The organism is Ruegeria sp. ABM4_193, assembly GCF_056158705.1.
The window spans coordinates 557,479-577,442 of record NZ_JBSWTT010000001.1 but is presented as its reverse complement, the minus strand read 5'-3'; the positions used below and the strand labels follow the sequence as shown (position 1 = coordinate 577,442).

Sequence of the window (19,964 nt, the reverse complement as noted above, 5' to 3'; positions counted from 1 at the left end):
ATCATTTGCAACCGGTTGCAAAATCAGTATCGTGTGAATCGATTCAGCGCAAGGTCCAAACTTTGCACACCCCACTTTGCCGGAGGACATGACTTGAGCGCTTTGATAGACGGTATCAAAGGAAACCGCTTCGCCGTTTTTGGGCGTGCTGGCATGGATATGTATGCGGACCCGATCGGTGTCAAAAGCGAGGATGCCGACACCTTCCATGCTGATCTGGGTGGTTCTTCAGCAAATATTTGCGCCGGGTTGGTCAAATTGGGCAGTCAGGCCTCTCTGATCACGTCAGTCTCAGACGATGCGGTCGGTCGTTTCTGCCTGAACCGCCTGCGCCACTATGGCGTAGACACCACCTATATCCGCGTTTTGGGCGGTGAATACCGTATGTCGCTGGCCGTCTACGAAAGCCGGATCGAAAACTTTCAGAATGTCATCTACCGCAACGGGGCCGTCGATTTTCAGGTCACCGAAGAGGACATGGACAAGGTCGATTATTCGTCCTTTTCGGCAGTCATCTCGGCGGGCACGGTCTTTGCATCCGAACCATCACGCAGCGCCACATTCCGTGCGTTCGAAAACGCGCGTGCTGTTGGCCTGCCAATCATATTCGATATCGACTACCGCCCCTACAGCTGGCCTTCGCCCGAGGTAGCCGCCGAAGTCTTGTCGCGGGCCGGTGAAGCCAGCGACCTGATCGTCGGCAATGACGAAGAGTTCGGGTTCATGGCTGGCGGTATCGACAAGGGCTTTGCCAAGGCCAAGCAGTTGGCAGAAAAACCCGGTCGGATCGTCATCTACAAAATGGGCGAAAAAGGTGCCGTCACGTTGGTGGACGGGCAAGAGATCGAAACCGGCATCTATCCGGTCACGGCCGTCAAACCCAATGGGGCAGGAGACAGTTTCATGGCGGGTCTGTTGGCCTCAATTGCTGCGGGCCATGACTTGAGGGATGCTGTCATGCGCGGCTCGGCCTGCGCATCGATCGTTGTATCCCAGCCAGGATGCGCGCCAGCCATGCCGATAACCTCGGAATTAGACGCGTTCCTTGCCTCACACCCCGGCCCGACCACATAGGAGACACTCATGCACATCGCGCCCTATGACAATCAGAACAAGCCCATCGTCGATGCCGATGACCCAACGGTTCCGCTGAATTATTTCAACATCGTTAAGCTGAGAAAGGGTGAGGCGTTCGAATACCAGGTTCCCGGCTATGAAACCTGCATCGTTCCAGCCACCGGCAGCGTCGATGTCGACGTCGAAGGCGTTGCCTTCCCGAAGCTGGGTAACCGGGGCGAAGATGTCTGGGATGGCGAACCCGAAGGCGTCTATGTGCCTGTCGGCGCGAAAGTGCAGATGATCTGCGTGTCGGATGAGACCGAAGTGTTCATTGCCGGCGCCAAATACGACAAGGTGCTGGACCCGTTTGATGTGCGCCAGCACGACCTTGTTCAATACGGCAGCGACGGCACCAAAACCCATCGAAAGATCAAACATATCCTCGGGCAAAAACAGCACGACAAAGTCGGCCGCCTGTTGGTGAGCGAGCTGTTTACAGTTGGTCAGGGCGGCTGGTCGGGCTTTCCCAGCCACAAGCACGACACCAACCGCCTGCCGGACGAAACGCGCCACGACGAGACCTATAATTTCCGTTTCAAACCCAACTGGGGTTCGGGGCTACAGATGTTGCAACGCGAAGATAACGAACCCGGCGACGCCTATCACATCGTCGATGGCTCAACGATCTGCATCGACAAGGGCTATCATCCGTGCTGCGTTCTGCCGGGCTATGAGATGTATTATTTCACCATCCTCGGCGGGCTGAGCCAACGCTCGCTGGTGCAGTATTTCCAACCCACACATGCCTATCAGATCGAAACGATCCCGGGCATCAAAGACATGATCGCGAAGTTCAAATGACCCTCGTCACACTGAAAGACGTCCTGCAACCTGCCTATGAACAGGGTTACGCCGTTGGCGGGCTGGTTACACTCGGTTGGGAAGACATGCGCGCGTATGTGGCCGCTGCTGAAGCCGAGAATGCGCCTGTGATTTTGCAGGCCGGACCCAGCTGTCGCGAACACACACCACTTCCCATTTTAGGCAAGATGTTCCGTTATCTGGCTGAAAATGCCTCAGTCCCGGTCGTGGCTCATCTGGATCACGGGTACACGTTCGAAGACTGCAAGATCGCGCTGGACAGCGGGTTTACCTCTTTGATGTTCGACGGGTCCCGCAAGCCATTGCAACAGAATATTGATGAGACCGCCGCAATTGCCGAAATGGCCCACGCAGCAGGGATTTCCTGCGAAGGCGAAATCGGCTTTGTCGGGTACTCGGGCGGTGAAGGTTCAAACGGCACCGATCCCGAAGAGGCCGCACAGTTCGCACGTGAAAGCGGGGTGGACGCGATGGCGATTTCGGTTGGCAATGTTCACTTGCAGCAAAACAAAGAAGGGGGCTTGGACGAGGCGCGCATCGCCGAGATTGATGCCTTGACCGAGGTGCCTTTGGTCATTCACGGCGGGTCAGGCGTGCCGGTAGAACAGCGCATGAAACTGGCGCGAGAGACCTCGATCTGCAAGTTCAACATCGGGACGGAACTGCGTATGGCGTTTGGTCACGCCATGCGAGACGCCGTCAATCGTGATCCTGAAAGGTTTGATCGGGTCACCATACTGAAGGAAACCCACGACCTGGTCGAGGCCGCTGCCCGCACCGTAATCCGTGCCTTTGGCGCGCCACCCCAACGATAACGTCCGCGAGCGCCTTTAAATCGTAAAAGCAACCCGGAAGGCCTCAAGCGCCGTTTCCGGGTTGTCTGCTGCGAAAGCCTCCAGACCGACAGGTCCATGATACCCCATGTCATCCAGCGCCCTTGCAACGGCGGCATAATTGATCTCACCGGTTCCGGGTTCACACCGGCCGGGATTGTCAGCAACCTGAACTTCTCCGATCCATGGCAGGCATTTCTTGCACCAACGGAGCAGATCCCCTTCACCGATTTGCGTGTGATAAAGATCCAGATTGATGCGCAAACGTGGATGATTGACAGACGAAACCAGTGCCAGAACGTCTTCGGTCGACCCAAAGGGACAGCCGGGATGGTCCAGCAGGTTTAGGTTTTCCAGCGTGAAAACAACATCTTCCTGTTCCGCCAGATCACAGATACGTTGCAATGTGTCCCGTGCCCTCAGCCACATGTCTCCGGTCACGACCTCGTGCTGCCGGATTGGAATTCCACCATCGCCCAAACCAGTACCGTGTAGGTTCAGACGATCCACACCCAAGCGCTTACCAATCCGCGCTGTCTCGCGCGCAGATCGCAGCAGCATGTCAGCGCCTTCTTTGTCAGCAAGGCGCCCCTGAAGATACCCGTTCATTATCGTGTAGTTCGCGCCAACGCTTTCCAGCTTGCCCAGATCCCACGAAGGCCAGTTCCAAAGGCCCACTCCGAACCCCATTTCGGTCAGCCGCGCGGCACGCCAGTCCATGGGTTTGTCTAGCCAAAGCATTTCAGCGCACGCCGCAAGCTGAAAGGGTTGAGGCATGTCAGCTCTCCAGATGTTTCGACGTTCTCAGATCGAACCACCTTCGACCATGAAGTTCCCGGCGCTGCACATTGCGGCGTCGTCCGAGGCTAAAAACAGCACCATTCGGGCGACATAAACCGGTTCAATCGGGTCCGGCAGGCATTGCCGGTCCACCTGCTTGGCCAGCGCTTCGGGCGTGACCCACAGGTCTTTCTGACGGTCGGTCATGATCCAACCGGGCACGACCGCATTCACACGGATTCGATAATCGCCCAACTCGCGCGCCATCGTGCGGGTCAGGCCGTGTACTGCTGACTTGGCCGTAGCATAAGCCGGGAAACCCGCCCCAGCCTCCCACCATGAGTTTGACCCGATATTGATGATCGAACCCGCACCCTTCGCGATCATGCCGGGAGCTACCGACTGAATGGCAAAGAACATATGTCGGATATTGGTTGCCATACGCTCATCCCAATACTCGGGCGTCACATCGCGCCAGTCGTGGCGGTCATCATGGGCGGCATTGTTGACCAACACATCCGCTTCACCCAACTCTTCAACCAACTGCCCCATTGCAGTGTTCATTGCCTCAATGTCACGCAAATCGCATTGGGCAAACGCGCGCTCGCCCTCTAGATCCGACAACAAGGCAAGTCCGGCATCCGCATTGAGATCCAGAAACCCGACCTTGGCCCCCTGTTCAGCAAAGGCCCGAACAGTTTCCGCACCAATTCCTCCGGCCCCACCTGTAATGAAAACCGTCTTGCCTGCAAGGCATGGGTAATTGGCGAAATCTTTGCTCATCCGTCACGCTCCATGATCCATTCGACCTCAGGGGCCGGTACAAAACGCCATTTTCGCAAAGGTCCGGCCATGACGTTCAAGTAGTACATCTCAAACCCATAGGGTGCGCCGCAAGGGTGATGACCGCGCGGGACAGTCACAACATCGCCATCGGATACGGCCATCGTTTCATCCAGTTGACCGTCATCGGTGTAAACCCGCTGTATCCCGAACCCATTGGCAGGGTTGAGCCGGTGGTAATAGGTCTCTTCCAGATAGGTGATCCTGGGGAAGTCATCCTCGTCATGGCGATGACTAGGGTACGAAGACCAGTGCCCGTTTGGTGTGAAGACCTCTGTCACCAGAAGGCTATCGGCATAGTCCTCATTCTCCATTGCGATGTTATTGATGTATCGCGTGTTCACACCCTTGCCGCGTTCGGTGAGTGTGATGCCATCAGGCCCGATCCGGCGCGCTTGATGACCGCCTTTGCCCGGCGCTGAGCAGACGGCCATTACGCAATCGGTCTCGGCGACAGCTTCCCATTCGGTGCCGTTGGGCAGGTACAAGCAATGCGGCGGCGTCTTTTCGAACACGTTCATCCGGTCGCCCAACACGCCCCAATCCTGCCCGGCACCAGTGATTTTCGCCTTGCCTTCGACCATCACCAGAATGACTTCCCGGTCTCCTGTGACTTCAGCTGCCCGGTCCCCGGCCTTTAGGTGATAAAGCCCAAACCCTACATACCGCCATCCGGCGCTGGCCGGGGTGATGTCATGCACCTTGCCACGGGAGCCAAAGGGTTTTTTGAGCAGGTCTGCCATAGTTCTTCTCCGATTGGGGCGGGCTCAACGACCCGCCCGATTGGGCCTTATGCGGCCTGTCTGTTACGAAAGGCTGACAAAGCATCGGCCAATTCCGACTCGCTCCATCCCTCTGACACAGCGCGGCGCAGGATATCGGCCTGGCTGTCCGGCGCATTGCCACCAACTGGTGGATCGGTGTCGAGGTTGGTTGGAAACGGATACCCCTCGGCGGTTGCTCCGATCGCAGCTTTGATTTCCAAGGCACTCAGATCACCACGTTGTTTCAAGGCCGCAAGTGCAGGAAACACCGCTTGAGACATGGCGGCACGGTCGACGGCTTCCATCGCGCGCCCGAAAGCTGACGACACCTGAAGCAGATTGGCCATCCTGTGAATGCCGTTGCTGCTGTTTTCCCCCGCTGCGTGGAAAAGCGCGGGGTTGAAGAACACCGCATCGCCCTTGTTCAGTGGCAACTGGATGTAGGCCTGCTCGAAATGGTCCCTGTGCGCGGGGTCGTGGAAGGCGAGGTATCCGGGCGCGTAAAGCTGCGAAAATGGTAGCAGCTTGGTTGGCCCGCTTTCGACCGGCATATCGCAATGCGCCACTGCACCTTGCAGGGTTAGCGCAGCCGTCAGGTGATGGGCATGCGCCGGATACCGCGCTGCGCTGTCCGCATTCTGGAACCCAAGATGGTAATCCCGATGCGCTTGCTGTGCTTTGCCGCCCGGACGCACCTGATTGACCTGCGCGGTCATCTGGTAATTCGGCCCCAGCCACGCCTCACACGCCGCTGCAACTGCAGCATTGCCGAAATAGAGTGCGAACCCTTCCGGATCACGCAGGCACTGTTTTTGCAGCGCATTCCAGATCCGGTCATTGGCACCCGACGCAGCAAAGTGATCGCCCTCGCCGCCAGCGCCCTCGCGCTCTTCTTCGATGATCTCGCGGAAGACGTCGCTTGCCCGGTCGATCACCGAAGTATCTGCATAGGCACCTTTTAGAACGATCACGCCAGCAGATTTGCCCAGAACCCTTGCCCATTCTGCCAGAAGGGACTTTCGCTGATCGGCATCTGTCAACGCAGTGCGCAACACGTCCATGTCGTAGACAGGCACGTTCTTTTCCACCGCTACGGCATGAGGAACCGCATCGGCTGTCAAGTTTTGCGAGGTCAGCACCTTGAATTCATCCAGATCGCAGGATTCCCGGTCGAAATAGCCGACATACCCAAGTTCTTGATGCACCATGACATACTCCTCTCTCATGGCTTCGGTGTTGCCCCGTGGGGCGGTGATTTAAGTGCTGATCTCCAAACCTGCCTTGCCGCAAACTTCGACGATGTGGTCGTAGCCCATTTTGGAGTACTCGTAGGGCGGCGCTTTGGCAGGGTCCTGTTCTGCCTCGACCACGATCCAACCGTTGTAATCCATCGCTTTCAATGCATTTGCGACGGCCTGAAAATCGATGCAGCCATCGCCAGGCACGGTGAAGGCTCCTGCGATCACTGCATCCAGGAAGCTGCGGTTGTTCTCACGCGTGTCTTGCACAACATCAGGGCGGATGTCCTTGAAGTGAACGTGATGTACGCGATCACCCCAGCGGTTCAGCGTGGCCATCACATCGCCACCACCGAACAGCAAATGGCCGGTATCGAAACACAGCTTCAGTTCGGTGCCTGACCCCTCCATCAGCCAGTTCACCTCATCCTCGCTTTCGATGATCGTGCCCATGTGATGGTGATATGCCATCGGCATACCTTGATCAGCCTTCCACTTGGCCAACTCACTCAGCTTGGCGGCATAGGCCAGAACCTCGTCTTTGGACAATTTGGGGCGGGCATTGACCGGCGTGCCGATCTGCCCCTGAACGGTGTTGGAGCATTCGGCATAAACGATGCACGGGCTGTTCAGTGCAACAAACTGCTCTACTTGCTCACGAACAGCGGCAACCTCGGCGTCAAAGTCGTTGACCAAGGTTGCGCCCGAACACCAACCGCCACAAAGCGCGATGTCGTTTGCGTCCAGATAGGCGCGCAAGCCTTCGGTGTCGCCGGGCATCCGCTGGCCACGCTCGACGCCGGTATAGCCAATCTCGCGCGCTTCTTTCAGCGCCTGTTCCATCGTATAGGCCGCAGTCAAATCCGGCAGGTCGTCATTCTGCCACGCAATCGGAGAGATACCGATCTTCACGCTCATTTCGTGTTTCTTTCCTTGATGGCGACTTCATAAGCCGCGCGTTTTTCATTCACTTCGGGGCGGATGCTGACCTCGGGCACAGCCACTTCCCACCACGTTCCGCCATACTCGGTCGAGGGGTACGGGTCGGTGTCGATCACCACAACGTAAGGGCCTTTGACGTCGCTGCGTTTGGCCAGCGCGTCCTCAAGCTCGGAAATTGAGCTGACCTTGACAGAGGTCGCCCCCATCGCTGCCGCATGGGCTGCAAAGTCGATGGCAGAAGCCGTTTCGTGGACTGTGTGGTCTAGAAGGTTGTTAAACTCGGCCCCGCCCGTGCCCATCTGCAAGCGGTTGATGCAGCCGAAACCGCGGTTGTCGGTGACAACAACGGTGAAGGATATCCCCATCATCGCTGCCGTCGCCATTTCGGAATTCGCCATCATGTAAGTGCCGTCACCGGTAAAGCAGATCACATCTCGATCCGGCTGGGCCATCTTGATCCCCATGGCACCCGCAATCTCATAGCCCATGCAGCTGAAACCGTATTCCATGTGATAGGCCCCTGGGCGCGGTGCTTTCCACAGCTTGTGCAGCTCGCCCGGCATCGTACCTGCGGCACACATCGCCACGGTGTTTTCATTGGCGGCCCGCTGCACCGCACCGATCACTTGCATATCCGTCGGCAGCGCATTGCTGTCTTTTGGCGCATCGGTCAGCGCATCAACCTTGCCAAACCAGTCGGACTTCAACGTCGCAGGCAGGTCCGGCGCACGATGGTTACCCAGCGCTTCAGTGAGTTCTCCCAAACCAACGCGCGCGTCGGATTGCAACGGCATTGCGCCATGCTTTTCGGCATCATAAGCGGCGGTATTCAGGCTGATCAGTTCACGTTCGGGGTTGGCAAACAGACCCCAGGACCCGGTGGTGAAATCCTGAAATCGAGTGCCAACGCCCAGCACAAGATCAGCCTCGGCGCAGATGTCGTTGGCGGGTTCGCCACCAGTCACACCAATGGGCCCCAGGTTCAGCGGATGATCCCATGCCAATGCGGATTTCCCCGCCTGTGTTTCGGCCACCGGGATGTTGTGCGCCTCGGCAAAGCTTTGCAGTGCGGGGGTTGCGTCCGAATAATGCACGCCGCCACCCGCGACGATCACAGGGCGTTTGGCCGCCTTGATTGCCGCCACAGCCCGCGCCAGCTCACCCTCATCCGGGCGAATGCGACGCTGATACCAGACGCGAGGCTCAAAGAAGCTTTCGGGATAATCATATGCCTCGGCCTGTACATCCTGGCAAAAGGCCAAGGTGGCCGGACCGCAGTCCGCCGGGTCCGTCATGGTACGGAAGGCGCGCGGCAAAGCCGTCAGCAGGTGTTCCGGGCGCGTGATGCGGTCGAAATAGCGGCTGACCGGTCGGAAACAATCATTCGCGCTGATGGTTCCATCCGAGAATACTTCGGGTTGCTGAAGCACTGGATCGGGCCCACGGGTTGCAAACACGTCGCCGGGCAGCAGCAAAACAGGCAGGCGGTTCACATGGGCCAGAGCTGCAGCAGTAACCATATTGGTCGCCCCCGGTCCGATCGACGAGGTCACAGACATCGCCCGTTTGCGGCCCAGTTGCTTGGCATAGGCAATCGCACAATGCGCCATGGTCTGTTCGTTATGGCCACGATAGGTGGGCAGGCTGTCTTTCACACCATGCAGCGCCTCACCCAAACCGGCAACGTTGCCATGGCCGAAAATGGCCCAGACACCTGCGATAAAGGGCTCTCCAGCCTCGTTCATCTGCGCCCCAAGATAACGCACCAGAGCCTGCGCCGCTGTCAGTCGGACTGTCTTGCTCATCATGATCCCTTTCAACTTGAAACCGCTGCCAGCGGCCCACAGGTTGCTTTTTTACGAAGATGTCAGGCCAATGCCTCAAGCCTGAATTGAGTGTGAGCTCAGGTGTCACCGCCCGTTCGGATGCCCTCGAAAGGGCATCCGGGTGTTCAAAGTTTAGACTGTACCGCCCAAAGACCCTTCCAGCTCGGCCATTTCCTGACCACCGGCCATCAGGTCCTGCAACTGTTCAGGGGTAATCTCACCACGGGTCGCCGTACCCAGCGTTTTGCCGCGATTAAGCACCGTAAACCGGTCACCCACTGCCAAAGCGTGGCGCACGTTATGGCTGATGAAGACCACGCCAACCCCCTGACTGCGTACCTTGTCGATAGTCGCCAGAACGTTCGAGGTTTGACGTACGCCAAGGGCCGAGGTCGGTTCGTCCAAGATCAGAATCTTGGCACCAAAATACACGGCACGAGCAATGGCGACGGTCTGCCGCTCGCCACCTGACAAGGTGCCCACGGCCTGATCCGGCCCGCGCAGGTTGATGCCCATTTTGCGCATCTCTTCCATGCAGACATCATTCGCCTGTTCGACATCGAAGCGCTTCATCAGGCCCTTACCTTTGGTCGGTTCGCGCCCCATGAAGAAATTGCGCGTGACGCTCATCAGCGGGATCATCGCCAGATCCTGGAACACGGTCGCAATGCCCGCCTCCATCGCATCCCGAGGCGTGTCGAAATGCAGCGGTTTGCCTTCGAAGAAGATCTCGCCCTTGGTGGGTTTGTGCACGCCCGACATGGTCTTGATGAAGGTCGATTTCCCTGCACCGTTGTCGCCCAGCAGGCAATGACATTCACCCGGTTTGACGTCAAAGCTGACGCCCGCCAAAGCGATGATGTTGCCAAAGTGCTTTTCGATGTTCTTCATTTCCACGATGGGCGCCACATCAGTCGCCGCATCGCCGTGGTGGAACTTGGTATCTTCGGTCATATCAACGCTCCCCGGTTACGCGTTTACGGATCGCGTTGTTGAACAGAACCGCAATCAACAGCATCGCGCCAAGGAAAACCTGGAACCAGTCCTGATCGAAGTCCGTGTAGGTCAGTCCGATGACAACCATACCGAAGATGATCGCACCAAAGAACGCGCCAATGGCCGAGCCATAACCGCCGGTCAGCAGACAGCCGCCGATCACGGCTGCGATGATCGCCTCAAACTCTTTCTGGAACCCACGACGTGCGTCGGTCGAACCAGCGTCGATCACAGTGATGATGGCCACTAGCGCTGCACAGCAGGCGGTCAGCATGAACAGCGAAACCTTGACCCGGTTTACCGGCACACCAGAGTTTGACGCCGCCGTGCTGTCGCCGCCCGACGCGAAAATCCAGTTCCCTGCCGGGGTTCGCAGCAGCACGTAAGTTGCTGCAAGCGCCAGAACGATGAACCACAGGATTTCAACCGGGATGCCAGGCACTTTGGGCGCACCACTTTTGAAGGTGTCGATCATGCCTTTCTCGGCCAGCCAGGTAAACAGGCCGCCGAAAGCCTCGCCTGAAAAGAACGGAGCCAGCCAGTCGTTCTCAACCACGTCACGAACGCCACGCAACTGGGTCGATCCTCCGGTGGCGGCCTTCAGGCCAACCAACGACAGACCGCGCAGAATGAATAGGAAAGCCAGCGTCACGATGAAGGACGGCAGACCTGACCGGATCACGATGTTTCCGTTTATCGCCCCGACAAATGCTGCGAAAACAAAAGTCATTGGGATCGCGACGATCAGCGGCAACTGCCAGGTGACCACACAGACGCCAAAGAACAGGCCCGCAAACGCCACCATCGAGCCGATGGACAGGTCAAATTCGCCCCCGATCATCAACAGCGCGGCACCGATGGCCAGAATTCCCAACTGTGCGGCAGGTGTCATGAAGTTCATGATCCCGGCCAGGGTAAACATCGAGTCGTCTGCTGTGATGGCAAAAAAGATTACCACCAGCACGACACCGGCCATCGCACCGAGTTCGGGCCGTTTCATGAGTTTGGTCATGAAAGGCTCTTTTTTGACCCTTTCGTCCCCGGCGACTTGAGCTGAGTCACTCATCGTTTCCTCCCATTTGGGTTGGAACGGCGCTGCTGCGCCGCCCCAGTTTATTCAGGTTCCGGAATGGATCAGCGAATGCCCTGCGAGGACAGTTCGATCACCTGAGCGGCCTTCTCCTGAGTCACCAGGTTGGGACCTGAAGGAACATTACCACCAGGCATCAGGCCGTATTTGGCGTGCAGGCCCATGAAGTTCACTGCAAGATACCCTTGCAGATACTGTTGCTGATCGATGGCAAAGGCGGCGTCACCGTCCGCGATCGACTGCAGGAAGTTGGCCGACAGGTCAAAGGACGCAACATTCACATCCCGGCCCGAGCCCTTGACGGCTGCAACAGTCGGCTCACCGGCCGAGCTTGCACCCAATGCCATCACGGTATCGACGGCTTCGTTTGCAGCCAGAGCAGCGGCAACTTTCGACTCGATTTCCGACGGGTCGTTCGAGGTCGGCAGCACTTCGACGTCACCGCCGAAACCTTCCGCGAAACCTGCACAGCGCAGATCCAGCGCAACGTTGCCGACTTCGTGGTTAACACAAATTGCTGTTTTGCCGCCCATCGATGCCAGCTCGGCACCTGCAGCTTTGCCCGCGTCAAACTCGTCCTGACCCACGTGCAGCAAAGCACCCAGATCTTTCGAAACGTCCGAACCCGAGTTGATCGAGATCACCGGGATACCGGCAGCTACGGCACGTTCAATTGACGGGCCAAGCGCATCCGCATCCGGGATCGAGACGATCAGGCCGTCGGGCTCCTGGTTCACGGCAGCATCGATCAACTGCGACATCGCCACCATGTCAAAAGTTTCTGGTGCGCGGTATTCGACGTTCACGCCGACGTCCTTACCAGCCTGCTCGACGCCGTTTTTCACAACGTTCCAGAATGCGTCGTTGGCCTGGCCGTGCGACACGACCACGATTTCCTGTGCAAACGCAGGTGTCGCCAGGGCCAAAGCCCCTGCAGCTAGCGCGCCTTTCACAAATTTCTTCATTTCAGTTTCCTCCCATGATTTCAGTCTGATCTTAAGTCGGGGGACCAACCCCGATCATCCGGCTGTGCCGAATCTGATTGGCTGCGGCACAAAAACCGAGCTGACGTAAGTTTGAAGAATTTCGATCATTTTGCAACCGGTTTCAAAATTTCTTCCATCCGAACCGGTTGTCCGGATTGCATCGACAGAGTCGCGGCCTCGGCCATGGCAAGCGCGGCAACACCGTCTTTCAACGAAACAGGAACCTTTGAACCGTTCACAACAGCGTCGACAAACGCGGCCCATTCCACCTTGTAAGCGGGCATGTAACGTTCGAGAAAGAAATAGGTTGGCTTTGCCCCGACAACGCCCTCTGCTGTCGATTTGACCACCGTATTTTCCAGCATGTTCTGCGCTTGCAGCAATCCGCCTGAACCCAGCAACTCGACCCGCTGGTCATATCCATAGGCCGCACGGCGCGAGTTCTTGATAACAGCAATACGACCATCTGCATAAGTCATTGTCACCGCAGCGGTATCCACATCACCAGCCGCGCCAATCTCGGCATCTACAAGAGACGACCCGACGGCAGTAACGACAACCGGAACCTCGCCCATAAGATAGTTTGCCATGTCGAAATCGTGGATCATCATGTCCCGAAACAGCCCACCCGACACTTTGACATAGCTGACTGGAGGCGGTGCCGGGTCAAACGAGGTAATCGACAGCAGCTCTGCTTTGCCGATTTCACCCGCCTCTAAACCTGCTTTCAACGCCGAAAAATTGGGGTCGAACCGGCGGTTAAACCCAATCATCACAGGCTTACCCCGCCCGGACACAGCATTTAGACATTGCGCAGCACGTTCCAGGCTCAGATCAACAGGCTTTTCACACAATACGGCTTTGCCTGCGGCTGTGGCAGCTTCAATCAAGTCAGAATGCGTATCGGTTGGCGTTGCGATCAGAACAGCATCAATTTGGGGGTCTGCAATGATCTCGTCCGACCCACGCGCCTGCGCCCCGTATTCGCCGGCAAGGCTTTCTGCCGCTTCTGGCACTGCGTCTGAAACAGCACAGAGCTTGCTGTTTGGGTGGGCCGAAATGGCCTGCGCATGTACCCGTCCGATGCGTCCGGCGCCCAGCAAACCAACCTTCAACATGCAGCTCTCCCGAATCTAGTTGTTGGACGTAACAATGATTCTGTTTGCAACCGGTTGCAATATCTTTTTTCAATGGATCAGAAATCTTTGCGACGCCCCACGCGAAGGGGTCGCCAAACAAGGTCTACCGTGGTCTTCCGATGATACACCACGCGCCGAATTCCGCGCATTTGCGCGTCTACGGGAATCCCCCAATTTCCGAACGCGGTGAATCAGGGTAGGGTTCGATTAAGGAACACACACTACCACTCTGTGACCCCTTAAAAGGGGCTGGCATGACCCCCTCGTCCAGCCCCTTAAACTTTCCGATACCTGTGCTGATCAACCTGCCGCATGGTGGCTTCAGAAACATGCCCGCACCCAACGAAACAACGAGTCGTTTTGGCGACAGAGCAAAACGAGCCTGAGCGCTTCATTGGTTTCAAGTGTTTCGTATGAAGATGGCGATCCCTGAAGGACTCGAACCCTCAACCTGCTGATTAGAAGTCAGCTGCTCTATCCAGTTGAGCTAAGGGACCGCTGCGCCCTTCTTGCGGTTTTTATTGTCCGGGTTCAAGGGCCAAGCGCATGAAGGCGCTGTTTGGGTCGTCCTGATAGCCAAAGATCGGGCCGCAATAGGAATATCCCAATATCTCATAGAGCTTGCGGGCGGCTTCATATTCGGAAAGATGGGCTGCTCCGGTCTCCAGAACCAGGGCCTCAATCCCCTCGGCACGTGCCAAGTCTGCCAAGTGCTGCATCATCAGCCGCGCCAAACCACGGCCCCGCGCCTGCGCCAGAATATGCACTGACTTTACCTCGGCGGTTCCGTCGGGCAGCATCTTCATCGCGCCACACCCTAAAGGTTGCTGACCCTCATAAATCGCCCAGAACCGAATCCCCGGCCCGGCCAGCGACTCGGCGTCCATTGTATGGTTGCTTTCGGCAGGACCTGCCGTTTCGCTATGAGCAAAATGCGCGTCCACCACGGCGCGAAGGGCGTCCGAGGTTGGATCGGCCCTGCGAATCTCAATCATTCAGTGGGTCCAGGGGCCGCGCCGGTCGGTGGCGAAATTCTCGCCATAGCCACGGGCGCGCAGATTTGGTTTGCGCTTGTGCGGTTCGCTGACCAGCACTTCGATACCGTTGTCCTTGGCGTAGTCCAAAGCCTCTTCCTTGGTGTCGAATTTCAGGCGCACCTGCGTCTGCGTGTCATTGGACGATGTCCAGCCCATCAGCGGATCGACCTCACGCGCTGAGGCCGGGGCGTATTCCAGAACCCATTTGCGGGTTTTGGCCATCCCCGAAGTCATCGCGTTTCGCGAAGGCTGGTAAATCCGTGCGCGCATGTCGCCTCTCCGTACTCACTTGGCTCAGCCGTTTATGCGTCAGAGAGCGTCCGGGGGCAAGATTGCAATTGTCGCGGCTGTTGCCCGCGACCTAATGTCAGAAATTGTCATTGGCCCGGGATAAATCAGAGACCTATCAAACGCTGGGACATCACAATGAATCACCAACCGCATGGCATCCGACTGTGGAGAGCGCAATGAATCCGGATCAGCCCTTGCAGACGGACAAAATAAGAACAAATGTAGGGGCCTGACTGCGGAGCCTGCCGATGCCTTACGCCCATTCCGACAAGACCCAACTGACCGCCGACGACGTGCGCGCCCGCCTGAAACTGGAAGGCGGCAAGCAGTTTGTGATGCACACCGAGTTCAACCCGGCAGGTGACCAACCGACGGCCATCAGGGAACTGGCTGGCGGCGTATTGGACGGCGAGCGCGATCAGGTGCTGTTGGGTGCGACGGGGACGGGTAAAACATTCACCATGGCCAAAGTGATCGAGGAAACCCAGCGCCCAGCCATCATCCTTGCACCGAACAAAACACTGGCGGCACAGCTTTACGGAGAGTTCAAAGGCTTCTTCCCCGAAAACTCAGTGGAATACTTCGTCTCGTATTACGACTACTACCAACCCGAAGCTTATGTGCCGCGCTCGGACACGTACATTGAGAAAGAATCCCAGATCAACGAACAGATCGACCGGATGCGCCACTCGGCCACGCGGGCGCTGCTGGAACGTGACGATGTGATCATCGTGGCGTCAGTGTCTTGCATCTACGGTATCGGCTCGGTCGAAACCTACGGGGCGATGACGCAGGATCTGAAGGTCGGCAATGAATACGACCAGCGGCAGGTAATGGCCGATCTGGTCGCCCAGCAATACCGCCGCAACGATCAGGCATTCCAGCGTGGGTCCTTCCGGGTGCGGGGCGATTCACTGGAAATCTGGCCCGCCCACCTTGAGGATCGCGCCTGGAAGCTGTCCTTCTTCGGCGAGGAACTGGAACAGATCACCGAGTTCGACCCTTTGACCGGGGAACGCGCCGCGACGATGGAGCAGGTGCGCGTTTATGCGAACTCGCACTACGTTACGCCGAAACCCACGATGCAGCAGGCGATCATCGGGATCAAAAAGGAACTTCGCATCCGGCTGGACCAACTGGTGGGCGAAGGCAAATTGTTAGAGGCTCAACGGCTGGAACAGCGCACCAATTTCGATTTGGAAATGCTCGAGGCTACTGGCGTCTGCAACGGGATCGAGAACTATTCGCGCTATCTGACAGGCCGCGCTCCGGGTGAACCGCCCCCGACCCTGTTCGAATTCATCCCCGACAACGCCATTGTCTTTGCCGACGAATCCCACGTCAGCGTTCCGCAGATCGGCGGCATGTACCGGGGAGACTATCGGCGCAAATTCACGCTGGCCGAACACGGGTTCCGCCTGCCGTCCTGCATGGATAACCGACCGCTGAAGTTCGAGGAATGGGACGCCATGCGCCCGCAATCGGTCTTCGTCTCGGCCACGCCTGCCAAGTGGGAGATCGAGCAAACCGGCGGCGTCTTCACTGAACAGGTCATCCGCCCAACCGGCCTGCTGGACCCCGAGGTCGAGATCCGCCCTGTCTCCATGCAGGTCGACGACCTGCTGGACGAGGTGCGTAAGGTCGCCGCCAATGGGTTCCGCACGCTGGTCACCACGCTGACCAAACGCATGGCCGAGGACCTGACCGAATATTTGCACGAGCAGGGCATCAAGGTGCGTTACATGCACTCGGATATCGACACGCTGGAACGCATCGAAATCCTGCGCGACCTTCGGCTGGGGGCATTCGATGTGCTGGTCGGCATCAACCTGCTGCGCGAGGGGCTCGACATCCCCGAATGCGGGTTGGTAGCCATTCTGGACGCGGATAAAGAGGGCTTTTTAAGGTCCGAGACCTCACTGGTGCAAACCATCGGCCGCGCCGCGCGCAACGCCGATGGCCGGGTGATCATGTATGCCGACAAGATCACCGGCTCGATGGAGCGTGCGCTGAACGAGACCAACCGCCGCCGCGCCAAACAGCTTGCCTATAACAAGGAACACGGCATCACGCCCGAGACAGTGAAAAAGAATGTCGAGGACGTCCTGGCCGGTCTCTACGAAGGCGACGTCGACATGAACCGCGTCACCGCCACCATCGACAAACCGATGCACGGCGCGAATTTGGAAGCGCACCTGGACGGGTTGCGTGAGAAGATGCGCAAGGCCGCCGAAAACCTGGAATTCGAAGAGGCCGCCAATATCCGGGATGAGATCAAACGTCTGGAAGCGGTCGATCTGGCCGTCGCCGACGACCCCATGGCACGCCAATGGGCGGTCGAGAAAGCCTCGGAAGACGCGGTGAAGTCGCGAGGGCGCTCAACGGCTGGCAGGCCGGGGCAGCGGGGTGGGAATGTAAAGCGGCGGAAGAGGAACTAGGTGAAACAGTTGAAACTTGATGAGAAGCAAATTAAACAGCTCATTGCTACTAGATATCTCTATCAATTGGCCAGTGACCAAGCAGCAATTGATCGAAACCCAGCAGTAATTGCATGTATTTCCCTACTTCACGACGCGCTCGAAACTTTTCTTATTGCCGGAGCTGACTTTCTAAACTCGAGTGTTAAGCCGCATACTGAATTTTCTGGCTATCTCGACAAAATAAACGAAAAACTGCCTAACGATGTAGAACTGCCGTACAGGAGTCGCCTTATTCAAATAAATAAGGTTCGCGTGAATTCCAAACATCATGGAGTTCGGCCAGATCACACCGAACTAATGGGATACCTCGGTGTTTGTAAGGAGTTCTTTACCGAAGCTACTAACGCGGTGTTCGATCAGGATTTCTGGTCACTGAGTTTGGTGGACACTCTCAACGATGGTGAGGCAAAAGACATTCTAAAGGAGTGCGAGCAAGCACTGTCGATGGAGCGATATCGAGATGTTTTGATCCTTGCTAGAAGAGCCTTTTTTCTAGAGTTCGAAAAACCATACGATGTCAAAGCATTTGAACAAACTAGTGAAACCTCCGTCAATGTATTCGTTACTCTTGGTTGCTTTGCGCCGAACTACACTCGCAACTCCGAGTATATCAATGAGCACGTAAAATGCCCTTTTGACTATATTGTGCTTGATCATGGGAGGATTGACGCAGAACTCACTAAGCTACAGATCGATCATGGAGTGTGGTGGAATATTTGGCGGCTAACGCCAGAAGTGTATCGGCATTCATCAGAGGATGAATGGGTCGAGAAGAATGCCTTAGATATCTTTGAGGAGGACGGCCTCCAGCAACGTGCGGCATACGTATTCGAAAACACTGTTGACGTAATTCGGAAGAAAGAAGCGTTTCAAAGATCATTGCGCTGGGTAAGAAGGTCGATAAATTACCAAGTCTTTCCGAAGTCTGGTGCGCCAATTTTTGAGAAGGCAAGCAGAAATAGCAAAGTGCTTCAAAAGGTTCCTGAAAACATGGAAAAGGCGGCGACAATGTACTCTTCTCCTGGCCTCGAGGGTTCAGGCGTCTTTTGGTATGTTCTAGAGCTTTTTCAGGAAGGCGACAAAAATAACTTTGTTACAGGCTTCATTGATCAAGACGACATCAACTGGGATTGAAGGCGGTTTCCTTACTCTCAGCTCACGAAGTCACCGCCCCATACTCCACCTTTGCATCCCGCTTCACCCTCCTCCACGTTTGAAATCACAGATTGTGATTCCAAACGTTTGGCATGACGAACACCCGTGCCCAGCACGCATGATGTCAAAAGCGCTGCTCCCTCCAACCAAAAGAAAGGGCGGGTAACCCCCGCCCTAACCTTTACCCCTTATCCCAATGGGCAATCACATCGTATCCGACCGGTGAGGGCGGGCCTTCCATGAATTCGGCGAAATGGCCCCACAGCTCGGCCACTTTGGGCGCGTTTGCGTTCGAGGTCGCTTCGCTTTCCACCACCGAGATCACATAGCCCGATCCGTCCTCGTTCATCACGTTGGTAAAGCAATGCATGCCGGGCATGCCCATGATCTCGGATTTCAATTCGTTCATTTTTGCCGTGGCGGCCTCGCGCGTTCCGGGCTTCATTTTGAATTGGGTAATACGTGCAAACATTGCTTTCCTCCCTCACGTGACAGAACTGTCATGTGGCGCAGCCAGAACGGCCGCGCCGCGCGCATCCTAGCACAGGGGCTTGAAATCTCAGATTGATACGTAGGATTTTCGGCCATTTTCAACCACGCGCCTCACTGCGCGCAAGCCTCTGACACTTCAGGGTTGCAGCCCAGCGTCCCCGGGGCCTTGTCTTGCCCTGTTCAGCGGCTACATCCCCATCCATGCGTGCAATCCTGACTTCTCTGATCCTGGCCACCCCGGCTTTCGCGTGGGAGGCGACGGTGGGCGATATCTGCACGCTTTCGCATGACACAGGTGCGGCGACGATCTTCCTGACCTATGACCCGTCTGCGCCGCTCTATACGTTGACGGTTACTCGGAAAGATCAGGTCTGGGCTCAGTCCCCGTGGTTTGCCATGCGGTTCGAAGGACGAAACCCCATCGAAATCGCCACCCCACGCCATGTCTTGTCCGACGGAGGATCTGCGTTGACGGTGACGGATACCGGCTTTGGGAACGTGCTGGATGGGTTGGAGTACAACCAGGTCGCCTATGCTTTCACACAAGACGGGGTCGCAGAATTTCCCCTGATCGATGCAGCGCCGCAGGTGCGAATCTTTCGCACCTGTGCAGGCGCGCATTTGTCCTGAACGGGTTCCCTTTGCCCGCTATGGGCGCACGAATTTGGCGTTACCGACCGCACGTTGTTGCGGCTCTGGGCGGCTTTCAGATTGCGCGGCCTGCGGTGCAGGCGTCTCGGCAAACCCACAGGCAACGCCGTCTCCATCCGGGTCATTGCGCGTGTGGTACCCCGGCTGACCTTCCCGGAACGGCCCGATCCCCATGGCCTGCGTCGCGTCACACCCTGCCAGCGCGATCAGGTGGATCACGGCCTCATCCCTATTATACTCAGACACCCGAATGAAAACGCCCACCGCGATCAGCACAGTCGTGAGGGGCAGCAATAGTACCATGATCAGTATGCGTACCGGAGACAGTGCCTGCCGACGCGTGGCCTCGGCCCGCTGGTGTCGGCGGGTTGATCTTGGGTTCAGGTCAGGCGCGTCCTGCATGGGTTTCTTGAACAGCATGCCTGGGTCTTACGATGGATATGTGGCAAAGCCGAGGCAATCGGATCGAAAGGTTGGCGG

At 57.0% G+C, this 19,964-nt stretch carries 20 protein-coding genes and 1 tRNA gene; 6 read left to right on the top strand and 15 right to left on the bottom strand.

Going from position 1 to position 19,964, the window contains the following annotated elements:
• Positions 1-93 precede the first annotated feature (93 nt).
• The 3 genes from iolC to ACXADZ_RS02840 are packed head-to-tail and all read left to right on the top strand — an operon-like array spanning position 94 to position 2,756.
• Positions 94-1,074: a 5-dehydro-2-deoxygluconokinase gene (gene iolC, locus ACXADZ_RS02850; protein ID WP_475192532.1), complete on the top strand. Its 981-nt coding sequence runs from the start codon at positions 94-96 to the stop codon at positions 1,072-1,074.
• Positions 1,075-1,083: 9 nt separating this feature from the next.
• Positions 1,084-1,920, top strand: a complete 837-nt coding sequence (locus tag ACXADZ_RS02845) for a 5-deoxy-glucuronate isomerase (protein WP_475192531.1) — start codon at positions 1,084-1,086, stop codon at positions 1,918-1,920.
• Positions 1,917-2,756 carry a class II fructose-bisphosphate aldolase gene (locus ACXADZ_RS02840; RefSeq protein WP_475192529.1) on the top strand — a complete coding sequence of 280 codons (840 nt, stop codon included), beginning with the start codon at positions 1,917-1,919 and terminating at the stop codon, positions 2,754-2,756. The genes ACXADZ_RS02845 and ACXADZ_RS02840 overlap by 4 nt, the downstream gene beginning before the upstream one ends.
• A gap of 15 nt (positions 2,757-2,771) precedes the next feature.
• Here ACXADZ_RS02840 and ACXADZ_RS02835 read toward each other — a convergent pair whose 3' ends face one another.
• The 13 genes from ACXADZ_RS02835 to ACXADZ_RS02775 form a co-directional block, all read right to left on the bottom strand.
• A complete protein-coding gene (locus ACXADZ_RS02835; protein WP_475192528.1) occupies positions 2,772-3,551 on the bottom strand; it encodes a TIM barrel protein in 780 nt (259 codons plus the stop codon).
• Between the two features lie 27 nt (positions 3,552-3,578).
• On the bottom strand, positions 3,579-4,337 hold the full coding sequence (locus ACXADZ_RS02830) for an SDR family NAD(P)-dependent oxidoreductase (protein WP_475192526.1): 759 nt from the start codon (positions 4,335-4,337) through the stop codon (positions 3,579-3,581).
• Positions 4,334-5,140 (bottom strand): 5-deoxy-glucuronate isomerase, encoded by an 807-nt coding sequence (gene iolB, locus ACXADZ_RS02825; protein ID WP_475192524.1) that lies wholly within the window; start codon positions 5,138-5,140, stop codon positions 4,334-4,336. The genes ACXADZ_RS02830 and iolB overlap by 4 nt, the downstream gene beginning before the upstream one ends.
• A gap of 47 nt (positions 5,141-5,187) precedes the next feature.
• Entirely contained in the window at positions 5,188-6,369 is a 1,182-nt protein-coding gene (locus tag ACXADZ_RS02820) for a phytanoyl-CoA dioxygenase family protein (protein ID WP_475192523.1), read from the bottom strand.
• A gap of 48 nt (positions 6,370-6,417) precedes the next feature.
• A complete protein-coding gene (gene iolE, locus ACXADZ_RS02815) occupies positions 6,418-7,317 on the bottom strand; it encodes a myo-inosose-2 dehydratase (RefSeq protein ID WP_475192521.1) in 900 nt (299 codons plus the stop codon).
• Positions 7,314-9,146, bottom strand: a complete 1,833-nt coding sequence (gene iolD / locus ACXADZ_RS02810; protein ID WP_475192519.1) for a 3D-(3,5/4)-trihydroxycyclohexane-1,2-dione acylhydrolase (decyclizing) — start codon at positions 9,144-9,146, stop codon at positions 7,314-7,316. The genes iolE and iolD overlap by 4 nt, the downstream gene beginning before the upstream one ends.
• Before the next feature lie 153 nt (positions 9,147-9,299).
• The gene (locus tag ACXADZ_RS02805; RefSeq protein WP_171093484.1) at positions 9,300-10,121 is read right to left on the bottom strand and encodes an ATP-binding cassette domain-containing protein; all 822 of its coding nucleotides are present in this window, start codon (positions 10,119-10,121) and stop codon (positions 9,300-9,302) included.
• A gap of 1 nt (position 10,122) precedes the next feature.
• Complete coding sequence (locus ACXADZ_RS02800) at positions 10,123-11,229, bottom strand: ABC transporter permease (protein WP_171234881.1); 1,107 nt, start codon at positions 11,227-11,229, stop codon at positions 10,123-10,125.
• A 68-nt stretch (positions 11,230-11,297) separates the two neighbouring features.
• Positions 11,298-12,218 (bottom strand): sugar ABC transporter substrate-binding protein, encoded by a 921-nt coding sequence (locus tag ACXADZ_RS02795; protein WP_475192517.1) that lies wholly within the window; start codon positions 12,216-12,218, stop codon positions 11,298-11,300.
• 125 nt (positions 12,219-12,343) lie between these two features.
• A complete protein-coding gene (iolG, locus tag ACXADZ_RS02790) occupies positions 12,344-13,357 on the bottom strand; it encodes an inositol 2-dehydrogenase (protein ID WP_475192515.1) in 1,014 nt (337 codons plus the stop codon).
• Positions 13,358-13,798: 441 nt separating this feature from the next.
• A tRNA-Arg gene (locus ACXADZ_RS02785) sits at positions 13,799-13,875 on the bottom strand.
• A 21-nt stretch (positions 13,876-13,896) separates the two neighbouring features.
• Positions 13,897-14,373 carry a GNAT family N-acetyltransferase gene (locus tag ACXADZ_RS02780; protein WP_475192513.1) on the bottom strand — a complete coding sequence of 159 codons (477 nt, stop codon included), beginning with the start codon at positions 14,371-14,373 and terminating at the stop codon, positions 13,897-13,899.
• Positions 14,374-14,685 carry an ETC complex I subunit gene (locus ACXADZ_RS02775; protein WP_475192512.1) on the bottom strand — a complete coding sequence of 104 codons (312 nt, stop codon included), beginning with the start codon at positions 14,683-14,685 and terminating at the stop codon, positions 14,374-14,376.
• A gap of 269 nt (positions 14,686-14,954) precedes the next feature.
• On the opposite strand from ACXADZ_RS02775, the gene uvrB reads away from it, so the two are divergent.
• Both uvrB and ACXADZ_RS02765 read left to right on the top strand, forming a co-directional pair.
• On the top strand, positions 14,955-17,144 hold the full coding sequence (gene uvrB / locus ACXADZ_RS02770; RefSeq protein WP_475192510.1) for an excinuclease ABC subunit UvrB: 2,190 nt from the start codon (positions 14,955-14,957) through the stop codon (positions 17,142-17,144).
• A complete protein-coding gene (locus tag ACXADZ_RS02765; protein ID WP_475192509.1) occupies positions 17,145-18,320 on the top strand; it encodes a hypothetical protein in 1,176 nt (391 codons plus the stop codon). It begins immediately after the preceding gene.
• A gap of 202 nt (positions 18,321-18,522) precedes the next feature.
• On the opposite strand, the gene ACXADZ_RS02760 is transcribed toward ACXADZ_RS02765, so the two are convergent.
• Positions 18,523-18,813, bottom strand: coding sequence for an antibiotic biosynthesis monooxygenase family protein (locus tag ACXADZ_RS02760; RefSeq protein WP_171620929.1), 291 nt, complete (start codon positions 18,811-18,813; stop codon positions 18,523-18,525).
• 221 nt (positions 18,814-19,034) lie between these two features.
• On the opposite strand from ACXADZ_RS02760, the gene ACXADZ_RS02755 reads away from it, so the two are divergent.
• Positions 19,035-19,463: an excinuclease ABC subunit B gene (locus ACXADZ_RS02755; protein WP_171669147.1), complete on the top strand. Its 429-nt coding sequence runs from the start codon at positions 19,035-19,037 to the stop codon at positions 19,461-19,463.
• Between the two features lie 18 nt (positions 19,464-19,481).
• Here ACXADZ_RS02755 and ACXADZ_RS02750 read toward each other — a convergent pair whose 3' ends face one another.
• Entirely contained in the window at positions 19,482-19,904 is a 423-nt protein-coding gene (locus tag ACXADZ_RS02750; protein ID WP_475192506.1) for an excalibur calcium-binding domain-containing protein, read from the bottom strand.
• Between the last annotated feature and the right edge of the window lie 60 nt (positions 19,905-19,964).

Coding starts and splice junctions, on each gene's coding strand:
- ACXADZ_RS02755 (WP_171669147.1), top strand. CDS start 19,035: ATGCGTGCAATCCTGACTTCTCTGATCCTGGCCACCCCGGCTTTCGCG.
- ACXADZ_RS02775 (WP_475192512.1), bottom strand. CDS start 14,685: ATGCGCGCACGGATTTACCAGCCTTCGCGAAACGCGATGACTTCGGGG.
- ACXADZ_RS02830 (WP_475192526.1), bottom strand. CDS start 4,337: ATGAGCAAAGATTTCGCCAATTACCCATGCCTTGCAGGCAAGACGGTT.
- ACXADZ_RS02795 (WP_475192517.1), bottom strand. CDS start 12,218: ATGAAGAAATTTGTGAAAGGCGCGCTAGCTGCAGGGGCTTTGGCCCTG.
- ACXADZ_RS02835 (WP_475192528.1), bottom strand. CDS start 3,551: ATGCCTCAACCCTTTCAGCTTGCGGCGTGCGCTGAAATGCTTTGGCTA.
- ACXADZ_RS02820 (WP_475192523.1), bottom strand. CDS start 6,369: ATGGTGCATCAAGAACTTGGGTATGTCGGCTATTTCGACCGGGAATCC.
- iolE (WP_475192521.1), bottom strand. CDS start 7,317: ATGAGCGTGAAGATCGGTATCTCTCCGATTGCGTGGCAGAATGACGAC.
- ACXADZ_RS02800 (WP_171234881.1), bottom strand. CDS start 11,229: ATGAGTGACTCAGCTCAAGTCGCCGGGGACGAAAGGGTCAAAAAAGAG.
- ACXADZ_RS02780 (WP_475192513.1), bottom strand. CDS start 14,373: ATGATTGAGATTCGCAGGGCCGATCCAACCTCGGACGCCCTTCGCGCC.
- ACXADZ_RS02840 (WP_475192529.1), top strand. CDS start 1,917: ATGACCCTCGTCACACTGAAAGACGTCCTGCAACCTGCCTATGAACAG.
- iolG (WP_475192515.1), bottom strand. CDS start 13,357: ATGTTGAAGGTTGGTTTGCTGGGCGCCGGACGCATCGGACGGGTACAT.
- iolD (WP_475192519.1), bottom strand. CDS start 9,146: ATGAGCAAGACAGTCCGACTGACAGCGGCGCAGGCTCTGGTGCGTTAT.
- ACXADZ_RS02845 (WP_475192531.1), top strand. CDS start 1,084: ATGCACATCGCGCCCTATGACAATCAGAACAAGCCCATCGTCGATGCC.
- ACXADZ_RS02760 (WP_171620929.1), bottom strand. CDS start 18,813: ATGTTTGCACGTATTACCCAATTCAAAATGAAGCCCGGAACGCGCGAG.
- uvrB (WP_475192510.1), top strand. CDS start 14,955: ATGCCTTACGCCCATTCCGACAAGACCCAACTGACCGCCGACGACGTG.
- ACXADZ_RS02805 (WP_171093484.1), bottom strand. CDS start 10,121: ATGACCGAAGATACCAAGTTCCACCACGGCGATGCGGCGACTGATGTG.
- ACXADZ_RS02750 (WP_475192506.1), bottom strand. CDS start 19,904: ATGCTGTTCAAGAAACCCATGCAGGACGCGCCTGACCTGAACCCAAGA.
- iolB (WP_475192524.1), bottom strand. CDS start 5,140: ATGGCAGACCTGCTCAAAAAACCCTTTGGCTCCCGTGGCAAGGTGCAT.